Here is a 22322-nt window from a genome sequence, read left to right as displayed (position 1 = left end):
GCTCACGGCCCTTAAGGTTCCCGCCTTGAGCGCAGACGGCACAGAGCCATCCCATGAGTAAATACAACCAGATCTACAGCGATCTGCTTGCCAGCATCACCACCGAGCGCCTGGAACGCGGCGCTCGCCTGCCTTCCGAAACCGAGTTGATGGACAGCTACCAGGCCAGCCGCGGCACCGTGCGCAAGGCCATCGAGCAGTTGCAGGAGCGCGGCTTCGCCCAGAAGATCCATGGCAAGGGCACTTTTGTGCTGTCGCCGCACCCGATCGAGTTCCAGCTGGGCGGCATCGTCAGCTTCCAGGAAACCTATCCACGCCTGGGCAACGACGTCAGCACCGAGGTGGTGGAGTTCACCCAGTTTCCCCTCGAAGGCGCGTTGCGCGAACACCTGCAGGCCGAGGAAGGCAGCCTGATTACCCGCATCAAGCGGGTGCGGCGTATCGATGGCAAACGGGTGATTCTCGACATCAACCACTTTGTCGCCGAGTTGATCCCGGGGCTGGACCGGCAGATTGCCGAGCACTCGATCTACGCCTACATCGAGCAGACCCTGCAATTGCAGATCAGCTACGCCCAGCGGACCATCGAAGCGATTCCACGCACCCGGGATGACCAGCAGCACCTGGACCTGGAGGGCCAGAGCCACGTGATAGTGGTCAGCAACCAGACCTTCCTGCAGGACGGCCGACAGTTCGAGTACACCGAATCACGCCACACCCTGGACAAGTTCTACTTCTCGGACGTCGCCCGACGCTGACCGCCGCGGCGGGCCCACTCAGCCCAGCAGCGCCACCAGTTCGGCGCTCGGGGTGCCAACCCGCCGGGCCTCCTTGGCAACGTTCACGGATTGCGCGACCCGCGCCACCTCTATCACCGGGTGCTGCAGCTCATAACCGCCCCGGGCCTCCAGCCAGCTCAGCACTTCCGCCAGATGCCAGAGCGAGGCGCTGCCCTCATGGATCGCCAGGGGGAAGCTGCCGGCATGGTTGAGCATCAGCTTGCGCATGTTCTGCCGGGAGACCCCGACAATGTCGGCAATCTCGCTCAGGCCGACGAAATCCGGGCTGGCCTCTACCAGCCGCGCATCCGGAATGATCCGCTTGATATCGCCCAGGGCACTGAGCAGCGCCGCCTCACCGCTTTCGGCCTCGCGGCTGAACTCCAGCGCCAGGCGCCCCGCCAGCCCGGTACCGACCAGCGCATCGGTGCAGCCCCCCGCGCCAAGGCGCTCCACCAGTACGTCTGGGTCACAGTCGTGGGCAGGCAGCAGGTAGTTGAGGGTAAACAGGTATTCCATGGTCATGACTCCCGACGAGGTTGCGGGACTTTCCCGCCGCGCAGCTGATTCAGCGTGCAGTTGTCGACTACCCGGCACAGCGCCCGGGCATGCTGGAGGGGATTTTTCGGCGTGCTCCACACACTGGTGATGCAGAACTCGCCACACCGGCACACCTCGCTGTTGTAAGGGCAGTAGATCTTGCCCCAGGCATGACTACCGCCGACTTCGACGCGCCAGCCCTGCCACTCGGCGTAACGCAGCGCCATTTCAATGTCTTTCTTGGGATGAGGTGTGCGAGCCATCCATGGCCTCCAGTCTCGTCAACAATGAAAAGGTTGTCAACTGACAACCATGAATTCTTTCAACGCCTGCGCCGGCATCGCCAAAGGCCGCCGCTGGGAGTTCGATGAATGTCTGTCGAGGGTACACAGGCCAGGCGGGCGACGATGGGCCCATGTCTTTCCTGGTATTGCGGGAGGGCTGGAAAGCGGGCGTTTTAAAGACCCTGAAACACAAATGGCGATCGACACCCGAAGGTCTCGATCGCCATTGCTGTTGCCTGAACGATCAGCAGCCGATCACTCGGCCGGGATCATTCCCACTCGATGGTGGCTGGCGGCTTGCTCGACACGTCATAGGTGACGCGGGAGATGCCTTCGATCTCGTTGATGATCCGGCCGCTGACGGTTTCCAGCAGCTCGTAAGGCAGGTGCGCCCAACGTGCGGTCATGAAGTCGATGGTTTCCACGGCACGCAGGGCCACGACCCAGGCGTAACGACGGCCGTCACCGACCACACCCACCGATTTCACCGGCTGGAACACCACGAACGCCTGGCTGACCTTGTGGTACCAGTCGGCCTTGCGCAGCTCTTCGATGAAGATGTGGTCGGCGCGACGCAGCAGGTCGGCGTATTCCTTCTTCACTTCGCCGAGGATGCGCACGCCCAGGCCCGGGCCCGGGAACGGGTGACGGTAAACCATGTCGTACGGCAGGCCCAGTTCCAGGCCCAGACGACGGACTTCGTCCTTGAACAGCTCGCGCAGGGGCTCGACCAGCTTGAGGTTCATCTCTTCCGGCAGGCCGCCCACATTGTGGTGCGACTTGATCACGTGGGCCTTGCCGCTCTTGGCGCCAGCCGACTCGATCACGTCCGGGTAGATGGTGCCCTGGGCCAGGAACTTGATGTTGTCCAGCTTGCAGGATTCGGCATCGAACACGTCGATGAAGGTACGGCCGATGATCTTGCGCTTCTTCTCCGGGTCGGCTTCGCCGGCCAGGTTGTTGAGGAACTGCTCCTCGGCGTTGGCGCGGATCACCTTGACGCCCATGTTCTCGGCGAACATGGCCATCACTTGCTCGCCTTCGTGCAGGCGCAGCAGGCCGTTGTCGACGAAGACGCAGGTCAGCTGGTCGCCGATGGCCTTGTGCAGCAGGGCCGCGACCACCGAGGAGTCGACGCCGCCGGACAGGCCGAGCAGAACGTTGTCGGTGCCCACCTGGGCACGCACCTGGGCGATAGCGTCTTCAGCGATCTTCGACGGCGTCCACAGGGCTTCGCAGCCGCAGATGTCGAGGATGAAGCGCGACAGGATGCGACCGCCCTGCTTGGTGTGGGTCACTTCCGGGTGGAACTGCACGCCGTAGTAGCGCAGGTCGTCGTTGAACATGCCGGCGATCGGGCAGCTCGGGGTGCTGGCCAGGATGTGGAAGTCTTCCGGCATCTTGGTGACCTTGTCACCGTGGCTCATCCACACGTCGAGGCCGAACAGGCCGTCAGCGTCGACGTGGTCTTCGATGCCGTCCAGCAGGCGGCTCTTGCCGACCACATCGACGCGGGCATAACCGAATTCACGCAGCTCGGAACCCTCGACCTTGCCGCCCATTTGCTCGGCCATGGTCTGCATGCCGTAGCAGATACCGAAGACCGGCACGCCCAGGTCGAACACCGCTTGCGGGCAGCGCGGGCTGTCGGCTTCGTGCACGGACTCGGGGCCGCCGGCGAGAATGACGCCTTTTGGAGCGAATTCGCGAATCGCTTCGTCATCCATGTCGAACGGATGCAGTTCGCAGTACACGCCGATTTCACGCACGCGACGGGCGATCAACTGGGTGTACTGAGAACCGAAATCGAGGATCAGGATGCGGTGGGCATGAATGTCGAGGGCCATGATTCAGTCTCGTCTAGGTAATTCGAAAACAGTCGTGATTCAGAAACGACTCGGGGCTGAATAAAACAGCCCCGGTCATTTAACGTTTTGCTTGAAGCATCAACCTACGCGGTAGTTCGGCGCTTCCTTGGTGATCTGCACGTCGTGGACGTGGGACTCAGCCATACCGGCGCCAGTGATGCGTACGAACTCCGGCTTGGTGCGCATTTCTTCGATGTTGGCGCTACCGGTGTAGCCCATGGAAGAACGCAGGCCACCCATCAGCTGATGGATGATGGCGGTCAGGGTGCCCTTGTACGGAACACGGCCTTCGATGCCTTCCGGAACCAGCTTCTCGGCACCCGCGGAGGAGTCCTGGAAGTAACGGTCGGAAGAGCCCTGGGCCTGGGACATGGCGCCCAGCGAACCCATGCCGCGGTAAGCCTTGTAGGAACGGCCCTGGAACAGTTCGATTTCGCCTGGCGCTTCTTCGGTACCGGCGAACATCGAGCCCATCATCACGGCGGAAGCACCAGCGACGATGGCCTTGGACAGGTCACCGGAGAAGCGGATGCCGCCGTCGGCGATCAATGGAACGCCGGTGCCTTCAAGGGCTGCGGCGACATTGGCGATGGCGCTGATTTGCGGTACGCCGACACCGGCGACGATACGGGTGGTGCAGATCGAGCCCGGGCCGATACCGACCTTGACTGCGTCGGCGCCAGCGGCGGCCAGGGCCTTGGCAGCGGCACCGGTGGCGATGTTGCCGCCGATCACTTGCACTTGCGGGTAGTTTTCCTTGACCCAGCGAACGCGATCGATCACGCCTTTGGAGTGACCGTGGGCGGTGTCGACCACCACCACGTCCACACCGGCGTTGACCAGGGCGGCAACACGGTCACCGGTGTCTTTACCGGTACCGACCGCAGCACCTACGCGCAGACGACCTTGATCGTCCTTGCTGGCCAGCGGGTAAGCCTTGGCTTTTTCGATGTCGTTGACGGTCATCATGCCCTTGAGGGCGAACTTGTCGTCGACGATCAGCACGCGCTCGATGCGGTGCTTGTGCAGCAGCTCACGCACGTCGTTCTTGTCGGCGCCTTCCTTGACCGTGACCAGGCGCTCTTTAGGCGTCATCACTTCACGGACACTGGCGTCCAGGCGGTTTTCGAAACGCACGTCACGGGAAGTGACGATGCCGACCAGGTCGCCATCGTGCAGTACCGGCACGCCGGAAATGTTGTGCATGCGGGTCAGTTCGAACAGGTCGCGCACCGTGGCGTCAGCCTCGATGGTGATCGGGTCTTTGACGACGCCGGCTTCGAACTTCTTGACCTTGCGGACTTCGGCAGCTTGCTGCTCGATGGTCATGTTCTTGTGGATGATGCCGATGCCACCTTCCTGAGCCATGGCGATTGCCAGACGGGCTTCAGTGACGGTGTCCATTGCGGCGGAAACCAGTGGAATATTCAGCTCGATGCCACGGGTAAGACGGGTCTTGAGACTGACTTCGTTAGGAAGCACCTCGGAATAACCAGGCACTAGGAGAATGTCGTCGAAGGTCAGAGCTTCTTGGCTGATACGCAGCATCGCGGGGGCTCCCGAGCGGGAAAATGGAAGCGCGCCATTATACTCAGACACCTACCCGGGCTCAATGTAAAACTCTGTCTATTATCAACGGGGTGATGGATGGGGAATTTGCCGGAACGCAGCGTCTGTTTCGCGGGCCAGCATTGCACCTGCCGACGATGAATCCAGCACCCGGACCCGGTTGCCGAAATCCCCTTACAACTCCACCTTCACCCAGCTCACCGGCTGATCCAGCCATTCGGCGAACTCGTCGAGAAAGCTCTGCTTGAACCCGGCCTCGGCCCAGTTGTTGAAGATGAAACCGAGGTTGGAAAACCCGCACTCCTGCAAGAACAGAAAACCGTTGATGTCATCTTCATGCCCGCACTCGGGGCAGGTGAAGTTATCGGTGCGCCCGGGCATCCAGTCTTCCAGGCTCTCGAACAGCGCCTCCCCCACTTCCTGGCGGCACTCGGCGCAGCCCGCTTCCTCGAGAAACCCCTTGGCCGGGGTGTAGATGCAGCGCTTGGTAATGATCTCCAGGCCGTTGACCGGTTCGCCGAAGGGCAAGGCCTCCGGGCGCAGCACGACTTCGCGCGCGCCCGGGGCAATGGCGTGCGCCATGCGATTGCCGGTACGGCCACAGGTGCTCAAGGCTTCCTCGACGATGTTCTTGCGCACCAGCCAGCGCACGATCGCCCGGGCGCGAGGTTCGTGAACCGGCAAGGTGGAGATTTTCGGGACGATGATGCTTTGCGAGTTCATGGGTGGGGCCTGAAGCGTTTGAAGGGAAGTCTGCGTCGCCTGTTCGGACGGTACGCCTGTGAGCCGATACCTACTAATAAGTGTAGAAGTCGACATGCCGGGTAGATCCGAGGGCCCGCAGCTTAATCCCTGAACCCCACAGGTCAAGTACTCAGGTAACGACCGATCAGGGCAATGCCGCTGGCCAGCACCAGCCAGGTCACCAGCCGGACGAACGCCTCGCGGGACAGCTTCAGGGTCAGCCGCCGCCCCATCCACAAGCCCAGCGCCATCGCCGGCAACAAGCACAGCGCCAACAACAATAAAGGCAGCTGCGCATAAACCCCGGCAATGGCGAACAGGCTCAGGCGCACCACCGTGCTGCAACTGATCAACGCACTCTGGGTGGCCCGCGCCGCATCCTTGGGCAGGCGGCTGTTCAGATAGATCGCATATAAAAAGCCGCCACTGCCGAACAGCGCCCCGAACGTCCCACCCACGGTCCCCATGGGAATCGCCCAGCCCGCCGCCAGCGCCTTGGGCCTTGCCTTGACCCACAGGCTGTACACCGCATAAGCGCTGATAAACAGCCCCATCAACAGCAGCAACAGGTCGGACTTGAGGTTGAGCAGGAAGATCACCCCGAGGGTGCAGCCCAGCGCCATGCACGGCAGCAGGCGTACCAGCTCGGAGCGATCGACATCCCGCCGCGACGGCAAGAGATTGCCAAAGGCGGCGACAAAATCCAGCAGCACCAGCAGCGGGATTATTTTCGACAGCGGCATGAACAGGATCAGCACCGGCCCGGCCACCAGCGCCGTACCAAACCCGGCAATGCCAAACACGATATAAGCCAGGGCGATTCCCAGGCCGATCGCCAACCAGCCACTCGCCCCCCACGACCACTGCCCCAACAACTCGACCATGCTCATCGATTCGCCATCCTTCTTTAATCAAGGAATGACTTTAGCCAGCCACAAGCCTTGCGACTAATATCATCAAAGCCAGCAACCCATCTCAAAAAGGCATGACGAGTGATTTCAACCCGCCAACTGCGCTACTTCGTGGAAATCGCCGACAGCGGCAGTTTCAGCGCGGCCGCCGAACGCCTGTTCGTTGCCCAGTCCGCCCTCAGCCGGCAGATCAAGGAACTGGAGATCCACCTCAAGACCCCGCTGTTCGAGCGCACCGCGCGCCTGCCCAGGCTGACGGCGGCGGGTGAAGCCTTCTACCCGCGCGCCCGCAACCTGCTCGACGAGCTGAACAAGGCCAGCGAGCTGGCAACCCAGGTCGGCCATGGGCAACTGGGGACATTGCGCCTGAGCCACTCCAGCACGGTGTCCATGAGCGGCCGTTTGCTGCGGGCCATCAGCGGTTATCTGGAGCAGTGCCCGGGCGCCTCGATGGACATCGCCACCCTGTCTTCCGAAGCGCAGTTGGAGGAAGTCGCCGAAGGCCGGCTGGATATCGGCCTGCTACGGCTGCCGGTACTGCGCCAGCGCGAGGGCGTGCAGATCACGCCGCTGTTCAGTGAGCGCCTGCTGCTGGCCCTGCCGCCGGGCCATCCTCTTGCATTAAATCCTCCTGAGCAGGGCGTGGATCTGGCGCAACTGCGCGACGAAGCCTTTATCTCCATTCCCCATCCACAGCGTGGAGGCCTGAGTTACCTGTCGGCCGAGTTGTGCATGCGCCAGGGCTTTTTCCCCAAGGCGGCGCGGGTGTTGTCGCGCAAGACCACGCAGTTGCAGTTGATCCAGGCCGGATTCGGCATCGCCCTGTTGCCCGAATCGATGCAAGACATTGCACCCGCCAGCCTGCACTTCCTGCCCTTGGCGGACCCGGCCTGCCAGAGCACGGTCGCCCTCGCCTGCCGGCAAGACCCGACACCTCTGGTCAAGCAGTTCATCGAACACTTCCACGCCGCCCTCACGCCCTGACCACTGAAGGAGTATTCGAGGCCGACAAAGGCATCGTCTCCTTTTGTTTCGATCCATGGAGATTGTTTGCCGAATGCCTTTAAACTGCGCCCCATGATTAAAGATCCCTTTGCAAGACTCGGCCTGGACCGCGAAGTCCTGACCGTCAGCCAGCTCAACGGCCGTGCGCGGGTGTTGCTGGAAGACGTGTTCAGCAACATCTGGGTCGAAGGCGAAATCTCCAACCTCGCCCGCCCGGCGTCCGGCCATGTGTATTTCACCCTCAAGGACAGCAATGCCCAGGTGCGCTGCGCGCTGTTTCGGCAAAATGCCGCACGGGTGCGCCAGGCGCTGAAGGACGGCCTGGCGGTCAAGGTGCGCGGCAAGGTCTCGCTGTTCGAAGGCCGTGGCGACTATCAGTTGATCCTCGATACGGTCGAACCGGCCGGCGACGGCGCCCTGCGCCTGGCCTTCGATGCCCTGAAGGAAAAGCTCAGCGCCGAAGGCCTGTTCAGCACCGAACGCAAGGTGCCGCTGCCCGCCCATCCGCAGCGCATCGGCATTATCAGTTCGCCGACGGGCGCGGTGATTCGCGACATCATCAGCGTGTTCCGTCGCCGCGCACCGCACGTGGCCCTGACCCTGATCCCGACCGCCGTGCAAGGCCGCGAGGCGACCGCGCAGATCGTCCGTGCCCTGAAAATGGCCGATGCCCGGGGCTTCGACGCACTGATCCTGGCCCGTGGCGGCGGCTCCCTGGAAGACCTTTGGTGCTTCAACGAAGAAGCCGTGGCCCGGGCGGTGGATGCCTGCGTCACACCAATCGTCAGCGCCGTGGGTCATGAAACCGACGTCTCGATCAGCGACTTCGTCGCCGACGTGCGCGCACCGACGCCTTCGGCGGCGGCCGAATTGCTCGCGCCGGACTCCAGCGACCTGCGGCATCGGGTCGAAAGCCTGCATCGACGCCTGGTGATGCGCATGCGCGATCGGCTGCTGCGCGACCGCCTGCGCCTGGAAGGCATGGCCCGGCGCCTGCGTCACCCCGGCGAACGCCTGCGCCAGCAAGCACAGCGCCTGGACGACCTGGACATGCGCATGCGCCGGGCATTCGAGCGCAGCCTCAATACCCGTCGCGAACGCCTGATCCGCCTGGAAACCCGGCTTGCCGGCCAGCACCCCGGGCGGCAACTGGCGCTGCTGCGGCAACGCCTCGACAGCTTGGCCGAACGCCTGCCACGGGCCATGCGCGAAGGCCTGAAGTCCCGGCGCCTGCAACTACAAAGCCAGATCCAGACCCTGCATGTGGTCAGCCCGCTGGCCACCCTCGGCCGTGGCTACAGCATCCTGCTGGACGAGCGCGGCCAGGCCATTCGCAGCGCCGCACAGACTCAGCCGGGCCAACGCCTCAAGGCCCGTCTTGGCGAAGGCGAACTGCAGGTCCGGGTCGAGGACAATCACCTGACGCCTGTCACCCTTTCTTTACTGGATTGATCCATGCCGCGTTTTCTGAGCTCCCTGCTGTTGCTGTGCCTGACCCTCAACGCCCACGCCGATAGCTACATCACGCGCCTGCTGAACAAACCAGTGCCCGGCGGCGTGGCGGTGATCGACCTGGGCAGCGCCGCCCAGGCGCCCAAGGCCAGCTACCAGGGAAAACCGCTGCTGGTGATCAAGGAACAGAACAACTGGCTGGCGATTGTCGGCATCCCCCTGACCGTCAAGCCCGGCCCCCAGCAGATCAGTGCTGGCGGTCGCAACCTGAACTTCAGTGTGGGCAGCAAGAAATACCCGGAACAGCACATCACGCTAAAGAACAAACGCCAGGTCAACCCCGATCCGGCCGACCTCAAGCGCATCGACGCCGAGTTGGCCGAACAGGTTCGCGCCTACCGCAGTTTCAGCCCCAATACCCCGAGCAATCTGCTGCTGGACAAGCCGGTGAGCGGCCCGCTGTCGAGCAAGTTCGGCGTTCGCCGCTTCTTCAACGGTGAGGAGCGCAACCCGCACGCCGGACTGGACTTCGCGGTGCCCGCCGGCACGCCGATCAAGACGCCCGCGGCCGGCAAGGTGATCCTGATCGGCAATTACTTTTTCAACGGCAACACCGTATTCGTCGACCACGGCCAGGGCTTTATCAGCATGTTCTGCCATATGTCGAAGATCGACGTGAAGGTCGGCCAGCAACTGGCCCGCGGCGGCGTGGTCGGGAAAGTCGGCTCCACCGGGCGCGCCACCGGGCCGCACATGCACTGGAACGTCAGCCTGAACGATGCCCGGGTCGATCCGGCGATCTTTATCGGGGCCTTCCAGCCCTGAGTCAGACTCCCGCAGGGATTGCGCAGGTTCAAAAGTCTGCGCAATAAGATCGAAGCAGCCGCCAACCTTGCAGAATAAAATCTCGAAAATCTTCCGCTTTAAGAGATTTATCTCAATTTTTTTCGACTGCTTGCCATCTTTCACCCCAATGGTTAGGGTTGAGGGCATGAAAACCTCTCACACCCTCATTCAGCGCCGCCAACACCGAAGCCTCTGCCTCGTCAGCGCACGACTGCCAGGTTGAGTCGCGGTACCTCGTCCCCTGCTTCAAACAGCACACCCATTGATTCACCGGCAGGCCGCCTCTTTTCGGCCCGGACAATAAGGATTTTCCCATGAGCATGCTCAAAGACCCTTCCTCGAAGTACCGCGCGTTCCCGACCATCAACTTGCCGGACCGCACCTGGCCGTCGAAGACCATCACCCGCGCGCCTATCTGGTGCAGTTCCGACCTGCGTGATGGCAACCAGTCGTTGATCGAGCCGATGGATGCGGTGAAGAAGCTGCGCTTCTGGAAAACCCTGGTCGCCGTCGGTGTGAAAGAAATCGAGGCCTCCTTCCCGGCCGCTTCGCAGACCGACTTCGACTTCGTGCGCACCCTGATCGAAGGCGGCCACATCCCGGACGACACCACCATCCAGGTGCTGACCCAGGCCCGTGAAGACCTGATCGCCCGTACCTTCGAATCGTTGCGCGGGGCGAAGAAAGCCATCGTCCATCTGTACAACGCCACCAGCCCGTCGTTCCGCCGCATTGTCTTCAACCAGGACAAGGAAGGCGTGAAAGAGATCGCGGTGAACGCTGCCAAGCTGTTCGTCAAATACGCCGCCCAGCAGCCGGAAACCCAATGGCAGTTCGAATACTCGCCAGAGACCTTCAGCGCCACTGAGCTGGAGTTCGCCAAGGAAGTCTGCGACGCGGTGATCGAAGTCTGGAACCCGACGCCAGCCAACAAGGTGATCCTCAACCTGCCGGCCACCGTCGAAGTCGCCACACCGAACATCTATGCCGACCAGATCGAATGGTTCGGCCGCCACATCAACCGTCGTGACAGCGTGATCATCAGCCTGCACACCCACAACGACCGGGGTACCGGCGTAGCCGCCACCGAGCTGGGCCTGATGGCCGGCGCCGACCGCGTCGAAGGCTGCCTGTTCGGCAACGGCGAACGTACCGGCAACGTCGACCTGGTCACCGTGGCCCTGAACCTCTACACCCAGGGTATCGATCCGGAGCTGGACTTCTCCGATATCGACGGCGTGCGCAAAGTGGTCGAAGAATGCAACCAGATCCCGGTGCACCCGCGTCATCCGTATGTCGGCGACCTGGTTCACACCGCCTTCTCCGGCTCGCACCAGGATGCCATCCGCAAGGGCTTCGCCCAGCAGAAATCCGATGCCCTGTGGGAAGTACCGTACTTGCCGATCGACCCGGCCGACATCGGCCGCAGCTATGAGGCGGTGATTCGCGTCAACAGCCAGTCGGGCAAAGGCGGTATCGCCTACCTGCTGGAGCAGGAATACGGTATCAGCTTGCCGCGTCGCATGCAGATCGAGTTCAGCCAGGTGGTACAGCGTGAAACCGATCGCCTGGGCCTGGAGATGACCGCCCAGCAGATCCACGCGCTGCTCCACAGCGAATACTTGCAGGCCAACACCCCGTACGCGCTGGTCAGCCATCGCCTGCAGGAAGAAAACGGCCACAGCGCCGTGGAAGTGGAAGTGTCCAGCAAGGGCCAGGGCGAGACCAACCTGCATTGGCGCGGCAAGGGCAATGGCGCCCTGGAAGCCTTGGTGGCCGGCTTGCCGGTTCCGGTGGAAATCATGGACTACAACGAGCACGCCATCGGCGCGGGCACCAACGCCAAGGCCGCGGCCTATATCGAACTGCGTGTGAACGGCGAACGCGCGGTGCACGGTGTGGGTATCGATGAAAACATCACCACCGCCAGCTTCAAGGCCCTGTTCAGCGCGCTGAACCGCTCCCTGAGCCAGCTGGACGCCAAGGCCGCCTGACGGTTTTACGGCGACAAAAAAGCCCCGGATGATCCGGGGCTTTTTTATTGTGTATTTATTGCCTCACTCAGGCAGTGGTATTGATCCGCGCCGTCAGCGCCTGGAGCAAGGCCGCCTGCAACACCTGCAGGTTGTTGGCGGTGATCGCGATCTGCGCCTGCACCTCCAGGGCCTGTTGCGCCTTCTGCTCCTCGCTCGCCTGGCCCTTCTGCACCCCGGACAATTGCGACTGCTGCTCGGACAGGGTCTTTTCGGTCTGGTCGATCTGCTTCTGCAACTGCGCGACGATGTCAGCAGTGGACGACGTGAAATCGGCCTTGGCCCCGTATTCCTGCATGTCGACACTCACCGAGTCGTTGTCTTCGGCAACGCGCTTGTCCTGCACCTCGAGCGGGCTGGCCTGCGGCTCGGCGATGTTGAGCTTTTGCGGCGCGGCCCCCAGCGGGAATGGATTGATGCTCGCAGCACCGATAGTGGTCATGATGAATCTCCCTGAAAATCCTCTTACCCCTTAACGGCCCACCCCGACAGATCTTTAAGCCTGGGTGAACTCGAAGGTGTCGGCATCGAGGTAGGCTGGAAAGCGCGCGCGATAGGCCGCCAGGTCCGCGGCATTCAGGCAGACCTGGAATACCCCGTCGGCCTCACCGGCGCTGAGCAGGGTCTCGCCCTGGAAATCCAGCACCTGGCTATCCCCGGTGTAGGCAAACCCCTTGCCGTCGGTACCGACCCGATTGACCGCCGCCACATAACACAGGTTTTCGATGGCCCTGGCCGGCAACAAGCGATTCCAGTGCTGACGCCGCGCCCCCGGCCAGTTGGCCGTGTACAGCAGCAAGTCGGTATCCCGCGCATCGCGGCTCCATACCGGAAAACGCAGGTCGTAGCAGATCAGCGGCCTGACCCGCCAACCCTTGAGTTCGAACTGCATCTGGCGCTCGCCCGGCGTGTAGTGGTCATGCTCGCCCGCCATGCGGAACAAATGACGCTTGTCGTAATGCCAGACCTCGCCGTCGGGACGTGCCCATAGCAGGCGGTTGCGGTGGCTGCCGTCGGCGGCCTGGATAATCACGCTGCCGGTGACCACCGCATCGAGCCTGGCGGCCTGGCTGCGCAGCCACTTGCTGGTCGGACCGTTTTCCGCCTCGGCGAGGGCTTCGGACTCCATGGAAAATCCGGTGGTGAACATTTCCGGCAGGATAATCAGGTCGGCGCCCCGGGCCTGCTCGAGCAACAGCTCGAAGTGCTCGAGATTGGCCTGGCGGTCGTGCCAGACCAGGGAGGTCTGGACCAGCGCCACGTTCAGATTGGGTAAAGCACTCAGATCACGCATAGCTTCTCCGCTGCCTGACGCAGCGTCTCCTCACGTTTGGCAAAGCATAGCCTTACCAGACGCTGTCCTTGCGGTGGCTCGCGGTAGAACACCGAGACCGGAATGGTCGCGACGCCGTGCTCGCGGGTCATCCAGATCGCCATCTCGACGTCATTCAGGTCCGGGCGGATCTGCGAGTAGTCCACCAGTTGGAAGTAAGTACCGGCCACCCGGGTAAAGCTGAATCGTGAAGGCCCCAGCAGGTCGCAGAACAGGTCGCGCTTGGCCTGATAGAAAGCGGGAAGCTCTTCGACATGTTCCGGGTGTTCGGCCATGTAGTCCGCCAGAGCGTACTGCAAAGGGGTCACGCCGCAGAAGCTGACATATTGATGCACCTTGCGCAGCTCGGCGCTCAGGGCCGGTGGAGCGACCACATAGCCGGTTTTCCAGCCGGTCACGTGATAAGTCTTGCCAAAGGAACTGACCACGAATGCCCGCTGGTACAGCTCTTCATGGGCCAGCACGCTGACGTGGGGGATGCCGTCGAATACCAGGTGTTCGTACACCTCGTCGCTGACCAGATAGATGTCCCGATCACGAATCAGCGCCGCCAACTGATCCAGCTCGGCACGGCTGATCAGGGCCCCGCTGGGGTTGTGCGGCGCGTTGAGAATGATCATCCGCGTACGCGGACTCAGCGCCTCGCCGAGCTTCTGCCAGTCGATGGCGAAATCGTTCAGGCCCAGCTGCACATGAATACAACGGCCGCCGGCCAGCTCCACCGAAGGCTCATAGCTGTCATAGCAAGGATCGAAGACGATCACTTCATCACCGGGCTGGATCACCGTCTGGATGGCACAGAAGATCGCCTGGGTGGCGCCCGGAGTGATGGTTACCTCGGTCTCGGCATTCACCTGCACGCCGTAACTGCGGGCGATCTTGGCCGCCACTTGCTGGCGCAAGGCCGGCAGGCCGGTCATTGGCGCATATTGGTTGTGGCCGCTGGCGATATGCCGGGCGACGGCATCGCGCAGGGCCCGCGGGCCATCGAAATCGGGAAAACCCTGGGACAGGTTCAGCGCGCCGGTTTCCACGGCGAGCTGCGACATTTGCGTGAAGATGGTGGTGCCGACATTCGGCAGCTTACTGGTGATCATGGGTGATTCCCTGCTGAACACCCGGCTCTACGGCGGCACGGGGAGGTCCCGAGAATAGCCCAAAGGGCGGCGATTAAAAAAGGGTCCCTCAAGGACCCTTTTTAATCGCAGCTACAAGCTGTAAGCCATAAGCTGCAAGCCCTGCCGCTTTTTTACTGGTAGCTTGTGGCTTGCAACTCGAAGCGCTGTGTCAGCGCTTGTCCTTGCGCTTCTTCTCGGCCTTCTTGTGGTGTGTCATCAAGCGACGCTTCTTGTTGACCTGACGGTCGGTGAGCGTGTTCTTGTTGCCTTCGTACGGGTTTTCACCGCCCTTGAATTCGATGCGGATCGGCGTGCCGACCAGTTTCAGAACACGTCGGTAGGTGTTTTCCAGGTAGCGCACATAAGACTTCGGCACCTTCTCCACCTGGTTGCCGTGGATCACGATCAGCGGCGGGTTGGCGCCACCCAGGTGGGCATAACGCAGCTTGATGCGACGGTTGTTGACCATCGGTGGCGCGTGCTCGCTCACGGCGTCTTCGAGAATCTGCGTCAGGCGGCTGGTCGGCCAGCGGGTTACCGCGGACTTGAAGGAGTTCTGCACCGACTGGTAGAGGTTGCCCACGCCAGTGCCGTGCAACGCCGAGATGAAGTGGATGTCGGCGAAGTCGACGAAGAACAGCCGGCGCTCCAGCTCGGTCTTCACATAGTCACGCTCGCGCGGGTCCATGCCATCCCATTTGTTCAGGGCGATGACCAGGGCCCGGCCTGCTTCCAGGGCGAAGCCCAGCAGGTTCAGGTCGTGATCCACCACGCCTTCGCGGGCGTCCATGACGAAGATCACCACGTTGGCGTCCTTGATCGCCTGCAGGGTTTTGACCACCGAGAACTTTTCGACTTCCTCGTGGATCTTGCCGCGCTTGCGCACACCGGCGGTGTCGATCAGCGTGTACTTCTCTTCGTTACGCTCGAAGGGAATGTAGATACTGTCGCGGGTGGTACCGGGCTGGTCGTAGACGATGACCCGGTCTTCGCCGAGCATGCGGTTGACCAGGGTGGACTTGCCCACGTTCGGCCGGCCGATGATGGCGATCTTGATCCCGTCTTTTTCGCTCGGGCCCGGAATGCGCTTGGCTTCCTCGCCTTCGGCAACGACTTCTTCCTCACCCTCTTCCGGTTCGTCCGCGTCGTCTTTCGGGAACTCGCGCAGGGCGATTTCCAGCATCTGCGTGATACCGCGGCCGTGAGCACCGGCGATCGGGATCGCGTCGCCCATGCCCAGCGGAGCGAACTCGGCACGCGCCATGTCCGGGTCGATATTGTCGACCTTGTTGGCGATCACGTAAGAGGTCTTGTTCCTTTTGCGCAGGTGCTCGCCGATCATCTGGTCGGCCGCGGTGAAACCGGCCTTGGCGTCTACCAGGAACAGGACGACATCGGCTTCTTCGATGGCCAGCAGCGACTGCTCGGCCATCTTTTCGTCCATGCCATGCTCGTCACCGGAGATACCGCCGGTGTCGATCAGAATGTAGGTACGCCCTTGCCACTTGGCCTCACCGTATTGGCGATCACGGGTCAGACCGGACAGGTCGCCGACAATGGCGTCGCGAGTCCGAGTCAGGCGGTTGAACAAGGTGGACTTGCCGACGTTCGGTCGGCCCACCAGGGCGATTACGGGAACCATGCGGCTCTCCACTGCGTTAATTCAGAAAATACAAAAGCCGCTGCGAGGCAGCGGCTGGTGCTCGGGGCAGCACATGGCGTGCTGCGAACCTTGCCGGGGCAAGGCCGCTTGGGGATCAACCCCAAGCATAGTCAAACCATTACTTGATGGTCAGGGCTTCCAGTTTGCCGCTGTTGCCATACACATAAATCATGTTGCCCACCACCAGCGGACGCGCACGCAGACCATCGCTGTCGATACGCTCACGGCCGACGAAGCGACCGTCCACCTGGCTCAGCAGGTGCAGGTAACCTTCCAGGTCACCGACCGCCACGTAGCTGGAGAAGACTTCCGGGGCCGACAGTTGACGGCGAGCCAGCGAGTCGTTGCTCCACAGTGCAGTGGTGGAACGCTCGTCGACGCTTTCGACTGTGCCGGAAGACAGGCTCACATAGACGCTGCCGAAACCTTGAGCGACACCCGCATAGCTGGAAGCATCGCGCTGCCAGAGCGGACGACCGCTTTCCAGGTCCAGCGCCGCTACGCGACCCTGGTAGCTGGCGACATACAGGGTGCCGCCGGACAACAGCAGGCCACCATCGATGTCGACCACACGATCCAGCTCGGAACGACCTTGCGGAATGGCCACGCGCTGTTCCCACACCGGCACGCCGTTGCGGATATCCAGGGCCACCACTTTACCGGTCGACAGACCGGCGACCGCCAGGCGGTTGGTGGTGATTGGCGCACTGGTGCCACGCAGGGTCAGTACCGCCGGGGTGCTGTCATAGACCCACATCTGGTTGCCGGTGGCGGCGTCGAGGCCGATCACACGGTCATCCTGGGTCTGGACCACAACCACATCGCCGTTGGTGGATGGCGGAGCCAGTACTTCACTGGTCACCCGCGCACGCCACTTCTCTTCGCCGCTCGAAGCATCCAGGGCGACTACTTCGCCCTTGAGGGTACCGATCATGACCAGGCCGTAACCCACGCCAACGGCACCGGACACAGGCAACTCCAGGTCCTGTTTCCACTTGACGTCGCCGTTCATGCGATCCAGCGCCTCTACCACGCCAGTAACGTCGGCGGCGTAGATGGTGCTGCCGTCGATCGCCGGAACCAGCATGTTGTAGGTTTCGCCCTGGCCGTCACCGACCGAACGGCTCCACTGTTTCTGCAGGACCACTTCTTCTTTGAAGTCGACCAGTTCGGCAGGTGGCAATTCTTTCTTGCTGTTGCTGCTGCAACCCGCGGCCAGAACGGCCAGAGCCAGCAATGCTGCATGTTTCCAACGGATCACGTCACGCATCCCCTTTGGCCAGGTCGTCCAGCTTGATTTGTAGGCCACCGACTGCCGCTTCATCGGACAGCGCAGCCTTGGCTTTTTCGTACGCAGCATGGGCTTCGTCGGTACGGCCCAATTGGACCAGCAGGTCGCCCTTGAGCTCTTCGCGAGTGGCCAGGAATGCCTTGTCGGCATCGCCTTCGAGCAGCTTCAGCGCTTCATCTGCCTTGTTCTGCGCCGCCAGGACCTGGGCCAGGCGCTGACGGGCGATCTCGCCCAGCGTCGGGTTGGCCGGCTTGTCGGCGATGGCTTTGAGTTCGGTCGCCGCGTCGTCCAGCTTGCCGGTGTCGACCGCCACCTTGGCGACGAACAGGCTGCCGTATTGCGCGTACGCAGTACCGCCGAACTCGCTGTTGAGCTTGCCGGCCAGGTCTGCGACACGGGCTGCATCCGGCTTGCCGTCAGGCGTCAGCGTGGTCTCCAGCAATTGCTGATAGAGCATCGAGGCGCCTTGCGACTGATTGTTCTGATACTTGTGCCAGGCCTGCCAGCCGAACACGATGACCAGCGCCAACAGGCCGCCGGTGACCAGGGGTCTGCCGTTGCGCTGCCACCAGTCCTTCAAATCCGCCAGCTGTTCATCTTCGGTACTCGACACCCCAATACTCCTTATTCGCTAAATCGGCTGTTTGACAGCTTCAACCCTGCACGACGCAGGTGGCCAGGTGTGCAGCGAGCGCATCCCAGGCAATGCTTTGTTGTTCGCCCTGGCCACGCAGGGGTTTGAAACCTACCACTTGCTGGGCCAGTTCGTCGTCACCGAGGATCAGTGCGTACAACGCACCGCTCTTGTCGGCCTTCTTGAACTGGCTCTTGAAGCTACCGGCGCCGGCGTTGATCTGCAGGCGCAGGTTCGGCAATTGATCACGAACACGCTCACTCAGCGCCAGTGCGGCCAGTTCGGCAGCTTCCCCGAAGGCGCAGAGGTAAACGTCGACCTGACGCGAGATCTCTTCCGGGATCTGCTCCAGGGTTTCCAGCAGCAGCACCAGACGCTCGATGCCCATGGCAAAACCAACGCCCGGGGTCGGCTTGCCGCCCATCTGCTCGACCAGACCGTCGTAACGGCCACCGGCACAGACGGTGCCCTGGGCGCCGAGCTTGTCGGTGACCCATTCGAAAACGGTCTTGCTGTAGTAATCCAGCCCGCGCACCAGCTTCGGGTTGATCACATAAGGGATACCGGCGGCATCCAGACGGGCCTTGAGACCCTCGAAGTGCACGCGGGACTCTTCGTCCAGGTAGTCGGCCAGCTTCGGCGCGTCCACCAGCACGGCTTGAGTATCCGGGTTCTTGGTGTCGAGCACGCGCAGCGGGTTGGTTTTCAGGCGGCGCTGGCTGTCTTCGTCCAGGCTGTCCATGCGCGCCGAGAGGAACGTCACCAGCGCATCGCGATAACGCGCACGGGCTTCGGCGGTCCCCAGGCTGTTCAGTTCGAGCTTGACCGCATCACGGATACCCAGCTCGCCCCACAGGCGCCAGGTCAACACGATCAGTTCGGCGTCGATGTCCGGACCGTCGAGGTTGAAGACTTCGCAACCGATCTGGTGGAACTGGCGATAACGGCCTTTCTGCGGACGCTCGTGGCGGAACATCGGGCCGATGTACCAGAGTTTCTGCACCTGGCCACCGCCGGTGATGCCATGCTCGAGCACAGCGCGCACGCACGCCGCGGTGCCTTCCGGACGCAGGGTCAGGGAGTCGCCGTTACGGTCGTCGAAGGTGTACATCTCTTTTTCGACGATGTCGGTCACTTCACCGATGGAGCGCTTGAACAGCTCGGTGAACTCGACGATCGGCATACGGATCTGCTTGTAACCGTAGTTATCCAGCAAACGTGCAACGGTGCCCTCGAAATAGCGCCACAGGGGCGTCTGCTCGGGCAGGATGTCGTTCATGCCACGAATGGCTTGCAGAGACTTGCTCACTATAAATCCTTAAATTCGTTCGGCTCTTCAGTCGGGCTCAGCCGCGCGCGATCAGCGCTGCGTCGGCTTCGACCTTTTCGGCCGCCTTCTCGCGGATCAGCTTTTCCAGTTGATCCACAAGATTGTCATTCGTCAGTTTCTGCGACGGCTTGCCGTCGATATAAATCAGGTTCGGCGTCCCGCCGGTCAGGCCGATATGCGCCTCTTTGGCTTCGCCCGGACCGTTGACCACACAACCGATGACCGCCACGTCCAGCGGCACCAGCAGATCCTCGAGACGCCCTTCCAGTTCGTTCATGGTCTTGACCACATCGAAGTTCTGCCGCGAGCAGCTCGGGCAGGCGATGAAGTTGATGCCACGGGAACGCAGATGCAGGGACTTGAGAATGTCGTAGCCGACTTTCACTTCTTCGACCGGGTCAGCCGCCAACGAGATGCGAATAGTATCGCCAATCCCTTCGGCCAGCAGCATACCGAGGCCCACGGCGGATTTCACCGTGCCTGAACGCAAACCACCGGCTTCGGTGATCCCCAGGTGCAGCGGCTGGATGATTTCCTTGGCCAGCAGGCGATAGGCCTCGACGGCCATGAACACGTCGGAGGCTTTCACACTGACCTTGAAGTCCTTGAAGTTCAGACGCTCGAGGTGCTCGACGTGACGCAGGGCAGATTCCACCAATGCAGCCGGGGTGGGCTCGCCGTATTTCTTCTGCAGGTCCTTTTCCAGGGAGCCGGCGTTGACACCGATACGGATCGGGATCCCGCGATCACGGGCCGCGTCCACCACCGCACGCACGCGATCTTCACGACCGATGTTGCCGGGGTTGATCCGCAGGCAATCGACACCCAGTTCGGCCACGCGCAAGGCGATCTTGTAGTCGAAGTGGATGTCGGCAACCAGCGGCACCTTGACCTGCTGCTTGATACGGCCGAAGGCTTCGGCCGCGTCCATGTCCGGTACGGAAACCCGCACGATATCGACGCCGGCGGCTTCCAGACGGTTGATCTGGGCCACAGTGGCCGCCACATCGTTGGTGTCGCTGTTGGTCATGCTCTGCACGGCAATGGGGGCATCGCCACCCACGGGTACCGAGCCGACCCAGATCTTGCGGGACTCGCGACGTTTGATTGGAGATTCGCCGTGCATGACTTATTGACCTAACTTCAGGCGAGCAGTCTCGCCACTGGTGAACGGAGCCACATCGACCGCTTGTCCGTTGTAGCTGACCTGCGCGCCACGGGCATAACCCAGGCGCACGGCAAATGGCGGCTTGCCGGAAACATCGGCGGTCTCACCCTTGCGCTTCAGGCCACTCAACAGCACTTTACCGCTGCCATCGGTGATCTGGGTCCAGCAATCGGCTGTGAACTGGATCTGTACCTGACCGGCGCCGGCTACAGGCGCGGCGGCAGGTGCAGTTGGAGCTGCCGGGGCAGCCGATGCAGCGACCACTGGCGCTACAGGGGCTGGCGCGGCCGGAGCGCTCGGCGCGGGTGTTGCCGGCGCCGCGACCACTGGAGCTGGAGCAACCGGAGCAGCAGGTGCGGCAGCCGGAGCGCTTGGCGCCGGGACCGCGGCATTTGCTGGGGCCTGGCCTGGAGCCAGGGTTTCAGGCAGGGCCAGGGCGGTTTCGCCTTCGGTCTGGCCTTCCACGACCGCCTGGTCTTCCGGTTCGTCGATCGGATGAATCTGCGTGGTGCCGTCGGCCCCTTCGACTTCGACGTGTTCCTGATTGAGACTGATCAGCTCCTTGGTGCGCACCGAGGTCTGATCCTGCCACCAGATAAAGCCGCCGCCGATCACTGCGATCAGCAGCAGCAGGCTGACAATGCGCAAAATGGTGTGGGAGACCCGTACCGGCTCTTCGATACGGCCCAGGCTGTGCACATTGCTGCCCTGGGAATCGGTGCCCGTGTATTGGTCGAAGGCCTGGACCAGAACGGCCTGGTCCATCCCCAGCAACTTGGCATAGGCACGGATATAACCGCGAGCGAAGGTATGCCCCGGCAGCTTGTCGAAAGCACCGGCTTCCAGGTTGCTCAACGAGCTGGCGGTCAGATTGAGCTTGAGGGCCACTTCAGCCAGCGACCAACCATTGCTTTCGCGGGCCTGACGCAGGGTCTCACCGGGGTTGACGCGAGTCGCTGCTAGAACTTCGGGATGCGCCGCTTTCATCATTGCTCCGACAGGTATTGCTGATATTCCGGCGAACCGGGATAGAGTCGTTTTAATTGCAGGCCGTAACTGGCGGCCTTGTCGCGATCTTCAAACACCGTTGCCAGCCGAACGCCGAGCAATAGACTACGTGCATTTTGCTCGCTCAGCAGGCTAAAACGATCGTAATAGTCGCGTGCGGGCACATAATGCCTGTCTTCGAAGGACAACTCAGCCATTTCCAGCAATGCACGAGGCTGCTGGCGGTTCAGGCGCAGGGCTTTTTCCAGGTGTTGCCGGGCCAGATCACGCTCCCCCAGCATCGCGGCGGTCATGCCAAGGTTCTCGAACACTCGGGATCGCTCGGGGTACAGGGTATCAGCAGCCGCCTGTTCAAAGCGCTGATAAGCATCCTTGTAACGTTTTTCTTCAAAGAGAAAACTGCCGTAGTTGTTCAGGATACGGGCATCGGAGGGACGCGCAGCCAGGGCCTTGCGGTAATGCTGGTCAGCCAGATCGGGCTCCATTTCAGCCTGGAACACCAGTGCCAGGGCGGCATTGGCGTCAGCGTCGGACTCGTCCAGCTCCAAGGCCTTTTTCAGCGGCACTTTCGCCCGCTCGGTCATGCCTTGCTGCAGATAACCCAGACCCAGCTGGACATAGGCCTCACGCGCCTCGTCCCGCCCCTTGCTTGTCTTCATCGGGTTGAAATCCCCAGAAAGAACACAGCCAGCCGACAGGCTGACAAAAAGCAGAAGCAGCGCGACGCGCAAGGTCATGGAGATCCT

21 protein-coding genes are annotated in these 22322 nt (G+C 62.0%); 5 read left to right on the top strand and 16 right to left on the bottom strand.

The window, feature by feature from the left end:
• Window positions 1-53 precede the first annotated feature (53 nt).
• Window positions 54-758: a trehalose operon repressor gene (treR, locus tag NRG23_RS25825; RefSeq protein ID WP_009050622.1), complete on the top strand. Its 705-nt coding sequence runs from the start codon at window positions 54-56 to the stop codon at window positions 756-758.
• Between the two features lie 18 nt (window positions 759-776).
• Here treR and NRG23_RS25820 read toward each other — a convergent pair whose 3' ends face one another.
• The 6 genes from NRG23_RS25820 to NRG23_RS25795 form a co-directional block, all read right to left on the bottom strand.
• Complete coding sequence (locus NRG23_RS25820) at window positions 777-1298, bottom strand: AlpA family transcriptional regulator (protein ID WP_124300367.1); 522 nt, start codon at window positions 1296-1298, stop codon at window positions 777-779.
• A 2-nt stretch (window positions 1299-1300) separates the two neighbouring features.
• Window positions 1301-1582 (bottom strand): hypothetical protein, encoded by a 282-nt coding sequence (locus tag NRG23_RS25815; RefSeq protein ID WP_009050624.1) that lies wholly within the window; start codon window positions 1580-1582, stop codon window positions 1301-1303.
• A 290-nt stretch (window positions 1583-1872) separates the two neighbouring features.
• A complete protein-coding gene (gene guaA, locus NRG23_RS25810; RefSeq protein ID WP_009050625.1) occupies window positions 1873-3450 on the bottom strand; it encodes a glutamine-hydrolyzing GMP synthase in 1578 nt (525 codons plus the stop codon).
• 99 nt (window positions 3451-3549) lie between these two features.
• Window positions 3550-5019 carry an IMP dehydrogenase gene (gene guaB, locus NRG23_RS25805; protein WP_009050626.1) on the bottom strand — a complete coding sequence of 490 codons (1470 nt, stop codon included), beginning with the start codon at window positions 5017-5019 and terminating at the stop codon, window positions 3550-3552.
• A 195-nt stretch (window positions 5020-5214) separates the two neighbouring features.
• On the bottom strand, window positions 5215-5763 hold the full coding sequence (locus NRG23_RS25800; protein ID WP_009050627.1) for a hypothetical protein: 549 nt from the start codon (window positions 5761-5763) through the stop codon (window positions 5215-5217).
• Window positions 5764-5906: 143 nt separating this feature from the next.
• On the bottom strand, window positions 5907-6674 hold the full coding sequence (locus tag NRG23_RS25795; protein WP_028683312.1) for a sulfite exporter TauE/SafE family protein: 768 nt from the start codon (window positions 6672-6674) through the stop codon (window positions 5907-5909).
• A gap of 102 nt (window positions 6675-6776) precedes the next feature.
• Here NRG23_RS25795 and NRG23_RS25790 point away from each other — a divergent pair, with 102 nt between their 5' ends.
• From NRG23_RS25790 to leuA, 4 genes are all read left to right on the top strand, one after another.
• Window positions 6777-7679, top strand: a complete 903-nt coding sequence (locus NRG23_RS25790) for a LysR family transcriptional regulator (protein WP_257372776.1) — start codon at window positions 6777-6779, stop codon at window positions 7677-7679.
• A 93-nt stretch (window positions 7680-7772) separates the two neighbouring features.
• Window positions 7773-9152, top strand: coding sequence for an exodeoxyribonuclease VII large subunit (xseA, locus tag NRG23_RS25785; protein WP_124340696.1), 1380 nt, complete (start codon window positions 7773-7775; stop codon window positions 9150-9152).
• 3 nt (window positions 9153-9155) lie between these two features.
• Window positions 9156-9977: a peptidoglycan DD-metalloendopeptidase family protein gene (locus NRG23_RS25780; RefSeq protein ID WP_257372774.1), complete on the top strand. Its 822-nt coding sequence runs from the start codon at window positions 9156-9158 to the stop codon at window positions 9975-9977.
• Window positions 9978-10312: 335 nt separating this feature from the next.
• Window positions 10313-11992, top strand: coding sequence for a 2-isopropylmalate synthase (gene leuA / locus NRG23_RS25775; protein WP_009050632.1), 1680 nt, complete (start codon window positions 10313-10315; stop codon window positions 11990-11992).
• 67 nt (window positions 11993-12059) lie between these two features.
• Here the strand turns inward: leuA and NRG23_RS25770 are convergent, their stop codons facing one another.
• The 10 genes from NRG23_RS25770 to pilW form a co-directional block, all read right to left on the bottom strand.
• Window positions 12060-12473 carry a hypothetical protein gene (locus tag NRG23_RS25770; RefSeq protein WP_009050633.1) on the bottom strand — a complete coding sequence of 138 codons (414 nt, stop codon included), beginning with the start codon at window positions 12471-12473 and terminating at the stop codon, window positions 12060-12062.
• A gap of 54 nt (window positions 12474-12527) precedes the next feature.
• The gene (locus tag NRG23_RS25765) at window positions 12528-13325 is read right to left on the bottom strand and encodes an amidohydrolase (protein WP_028683316.1); all 798 of its coding nucleotides are present in this window, start codon (window positions 13323-13325) and stop codon (window positions 12528-12530) included.
• Window positions 13313-14461, bottom strand: a complete 1149-nt coding sequence (locus tag NRG23_RS25760) for a pyridoxal phosphate-dependent aminotransferase (RefSeq protein WP_257372773.1) — start codon at window positions 14459-14461, stop codon at window positions 13313-13315. The genes NRG23_RS25765 and NRG23_RS25760 overlap by 13 nt, the downstream gene beginning before the upstream one ends.
• Window positions 14462-14651: 190 nt before the next feature.
• Window positions 14652-16124: a ribosome biogenesis GTPase Der gene (gene der / locus NRG23_RS25755; protein WP_007929542.1), complete on the bottom strand. Its 1473-nt coding sequence runs from the start codon at window positions 16122-16124 to the stop codon at window positions 14652-14654.
• A 139-nt stretch (window positions 16125-16263) separates the two neighbouring features.
• Complete coding sequence (bamB, locus tag NRG23_RS25750; protein ID WP_009050636.1) at window positions 16264-17415, bottom strand: outer membrane protein assembly factor BamB; 1152 nt, start codon at window positions 17413-17415, stop codon at window positions 16264-16266.
• A complete protein-coding gene (locus NRG23_RS25745; protein ID WP_257372769.1) occupies window positions 17408-18049 on the bottom strand; it encodes a tetratricopeptide repeat protein in 642 nt (213 codons plus the stop codon). The genes bamB and NRG23_RS25745 overlap by 8 nt, the downstream gene beginning before the upstream one ends.
• A gap of 40 nt (window positions 18050-18089) precedes the next feature.
• Window positions 18090-19379, bottom strand: a complete 1290-nt coding sequence (gene hisS, locus NRG23_RS25740; RefSeq protein ID WP_009050637.1) for a histidine--tRNA ligase — start codon at window positions 19377-19379, stop codon at window positions 18090-18092.
• A 37-nt stretch (window positions 19380-19416) separates the two neighbouring features.
• Entirely contained in the window at window positions 19417-20526 is a 1110-nt protein-coding gene (gene ispG / locus NRG23_RS25735; protein WP_007929536.1) for a flavodoxin-dependent (E)-4-hydroxy-3-methylbut-2-enyl-diphosphate synthase, read from the bottom strand.
• A gap of 3 nt (window positions 20527-20529) precedes the next feature.
• Window positions 20530-21555 (bottom strand): RodZ family helix-turn-helix domain-containing protein, encoded by a 1026-nt coding sequence (locus tag NRG23_RS25730; RefSeq protein WP_110175518.1) that lies wholly within the window; start codon window positions 21553-21555, stop codon window positions 20530-20532.
• Entirely contained in the window at window positions 21555-22313 is a 759-nt protein-coding gene (pilW, locus tag NRG23_RS25725) for a type IV pilus biogenesis/stability protein PilW (RefSeq protein ID WP_016703488.1), read from the bottom strand. Before pilW ends, NRG23_RS25730 begins: the two co-directional genes overlap by 1 nt.
• Window positions 22314-22322 lie beyond the last annotated feature (9 nt).

The organism is Pseudomonas sp. T8 (genome assembly GCF_024610635.1).
Taxonomy (GTDB): Bacteria; Pseudomonadota; Gammaproteobacteria; order Pseudomonadales; family Pseudomonadaceae; genus Aquipseudomonas; species Aquipseudomonas chlororaphis_I.
Note: the sequence above shows the minus strand (reverse complement) of the source record. Positions and strands in the feature narration are given on the sequence as shown.

What these genes read in the sequence shown, in the direction of transcription:
- ispG (WP_007929536.1), bottom strand. Translation starts at nt 20,526, where the DNA reads ATGCACGGCGAATCTCCAATCAAACGTCGCGAGTCCCGCAAGATCTGG.
- bamB (WP_009050636.1), bottom strand. Translation starts at nt 17,415, where the DNA reads ATGCGTGACGTGATCCGTTGGAAACATGCAGCATTGCTGGCTCTGGCC.
- xseA (WP_124340696.1), top strand. Translation starts at nt 7,773, where the DNA reads ATGATTAAAGATCCCTTTGCAAGACTCGGCCTGGACCGCGAAGTCCTG.
- der (WP_007929542.1), bottom strand. Translation starts at nt 16,124, where the DNA reads ATGGTTCCCGTAATCGCCCTGGTGGGCCGACCGAACGTCGGCAAGTCC.
- guaA (WP_009050625.1), bottom strand. Translation starts at nt 3,450, where the DNA reads ATGGCCCTCGACATTCATGCCCACCGCATCCTGATCCTCGATTTCGGT.
- NRG23_RS25760 (WP_257372773.1), bottom strand. Translation starts at nt 14,461, where the DNA reads ATGATCACCAGTAAGCTGCCGAATGTCGGCACCACCATCTTCACGCAA.
- NRG23_RS25795 (WP_028683312.1), bottom strand. Translation starts at nt 6,674, where the DNA reads ATGAGCATGGTCGAGTTGTTGGGGCAGTGGTCGTGGGGGGCGAGTGGC.
- NRG23_RS25780 (WP_257372774.1), top strand. Translation starts at nt 9,156, where the DNA reads ATGCCGCGTTTTCTGAGCTCCCTGCTGTTGCTGTGCCTGACCCTCAAC.
- treR (WP_009050622.1), top strand. Translation starts at nt 54, where the DNA reads ATGAGTAAATACAACCAGATCTACAGCGATCTGCTTGCCAGCATCACC.
- guaB (WP_009050626.1), bottom strand. Translation starts at nt 5,019, where the DNA reads ATGCTGCGTATCAGCCAAGAAGCTCTGACCTTCGACGACATTCTCCTA.
- NRG23_RS25765 (WP_028683316.1), bottom strand. Translation starts at nt 13,325, where the DNA reads ATGCGTGATCTGAGTGCTTTACCCAATCTGAACGTGGCGCTGGTCCAG.
- NRG23_RS25770 (WP_009050633.1), bottom strand. Translation starts at nt 12,473, where the DNA reads ATGACCACTATCGGTGCTGCGAGCATCAATCCATTCCCGCTGGGGGCC.
- NRG23_RS25820 (WP_124300367.1), bottom strand. Translation starts at nt 1,298, where the DNA reads ATGGAATACCTGTTTACCCTCAACTACCTGCTGCCTGCCCACGACTGT.
- pilW (WP_016703488.1), bottom strand. Translation starts at nt 22,313, where the DNA reads ATGACCTTGCGCGTCGCGCTGCTTCTGCTTTTTGTCAGCCTGTCGGCT.
- NRG23_RS25800 (WP_009050627.1), bottom strand. Translation starts at nt 5,763, where the DNA reads ATGAACTCGCAAAGCATCATCGTCCCGAAAATCTCCACCTTGCCGGTT.
- NRG23_RS25815 (WP_009050624.1), bottom strand. Translation starts at nt 1,582, where the DNA reads ATGGCTCGCACACCTCATCCCAAGAAAGACATTGAAATGGCGCTGCGT.
- NRG23_RS25730 (WP_110175518.1), bottom strand. Translation starts at nt 21,555, where the DNA reads ATGAAAGCGGCGCATCCCGAAGTTCTAGCAGCGACTCGCGTCAACCCC.
- leuA (WP_009050632.1), top strand. Translation starts at nt 10,313, where the DNA reads ATGAGCATGCTCAAAGACCCTTCCTCGAAGTACCGCGCGTTCCCGACC.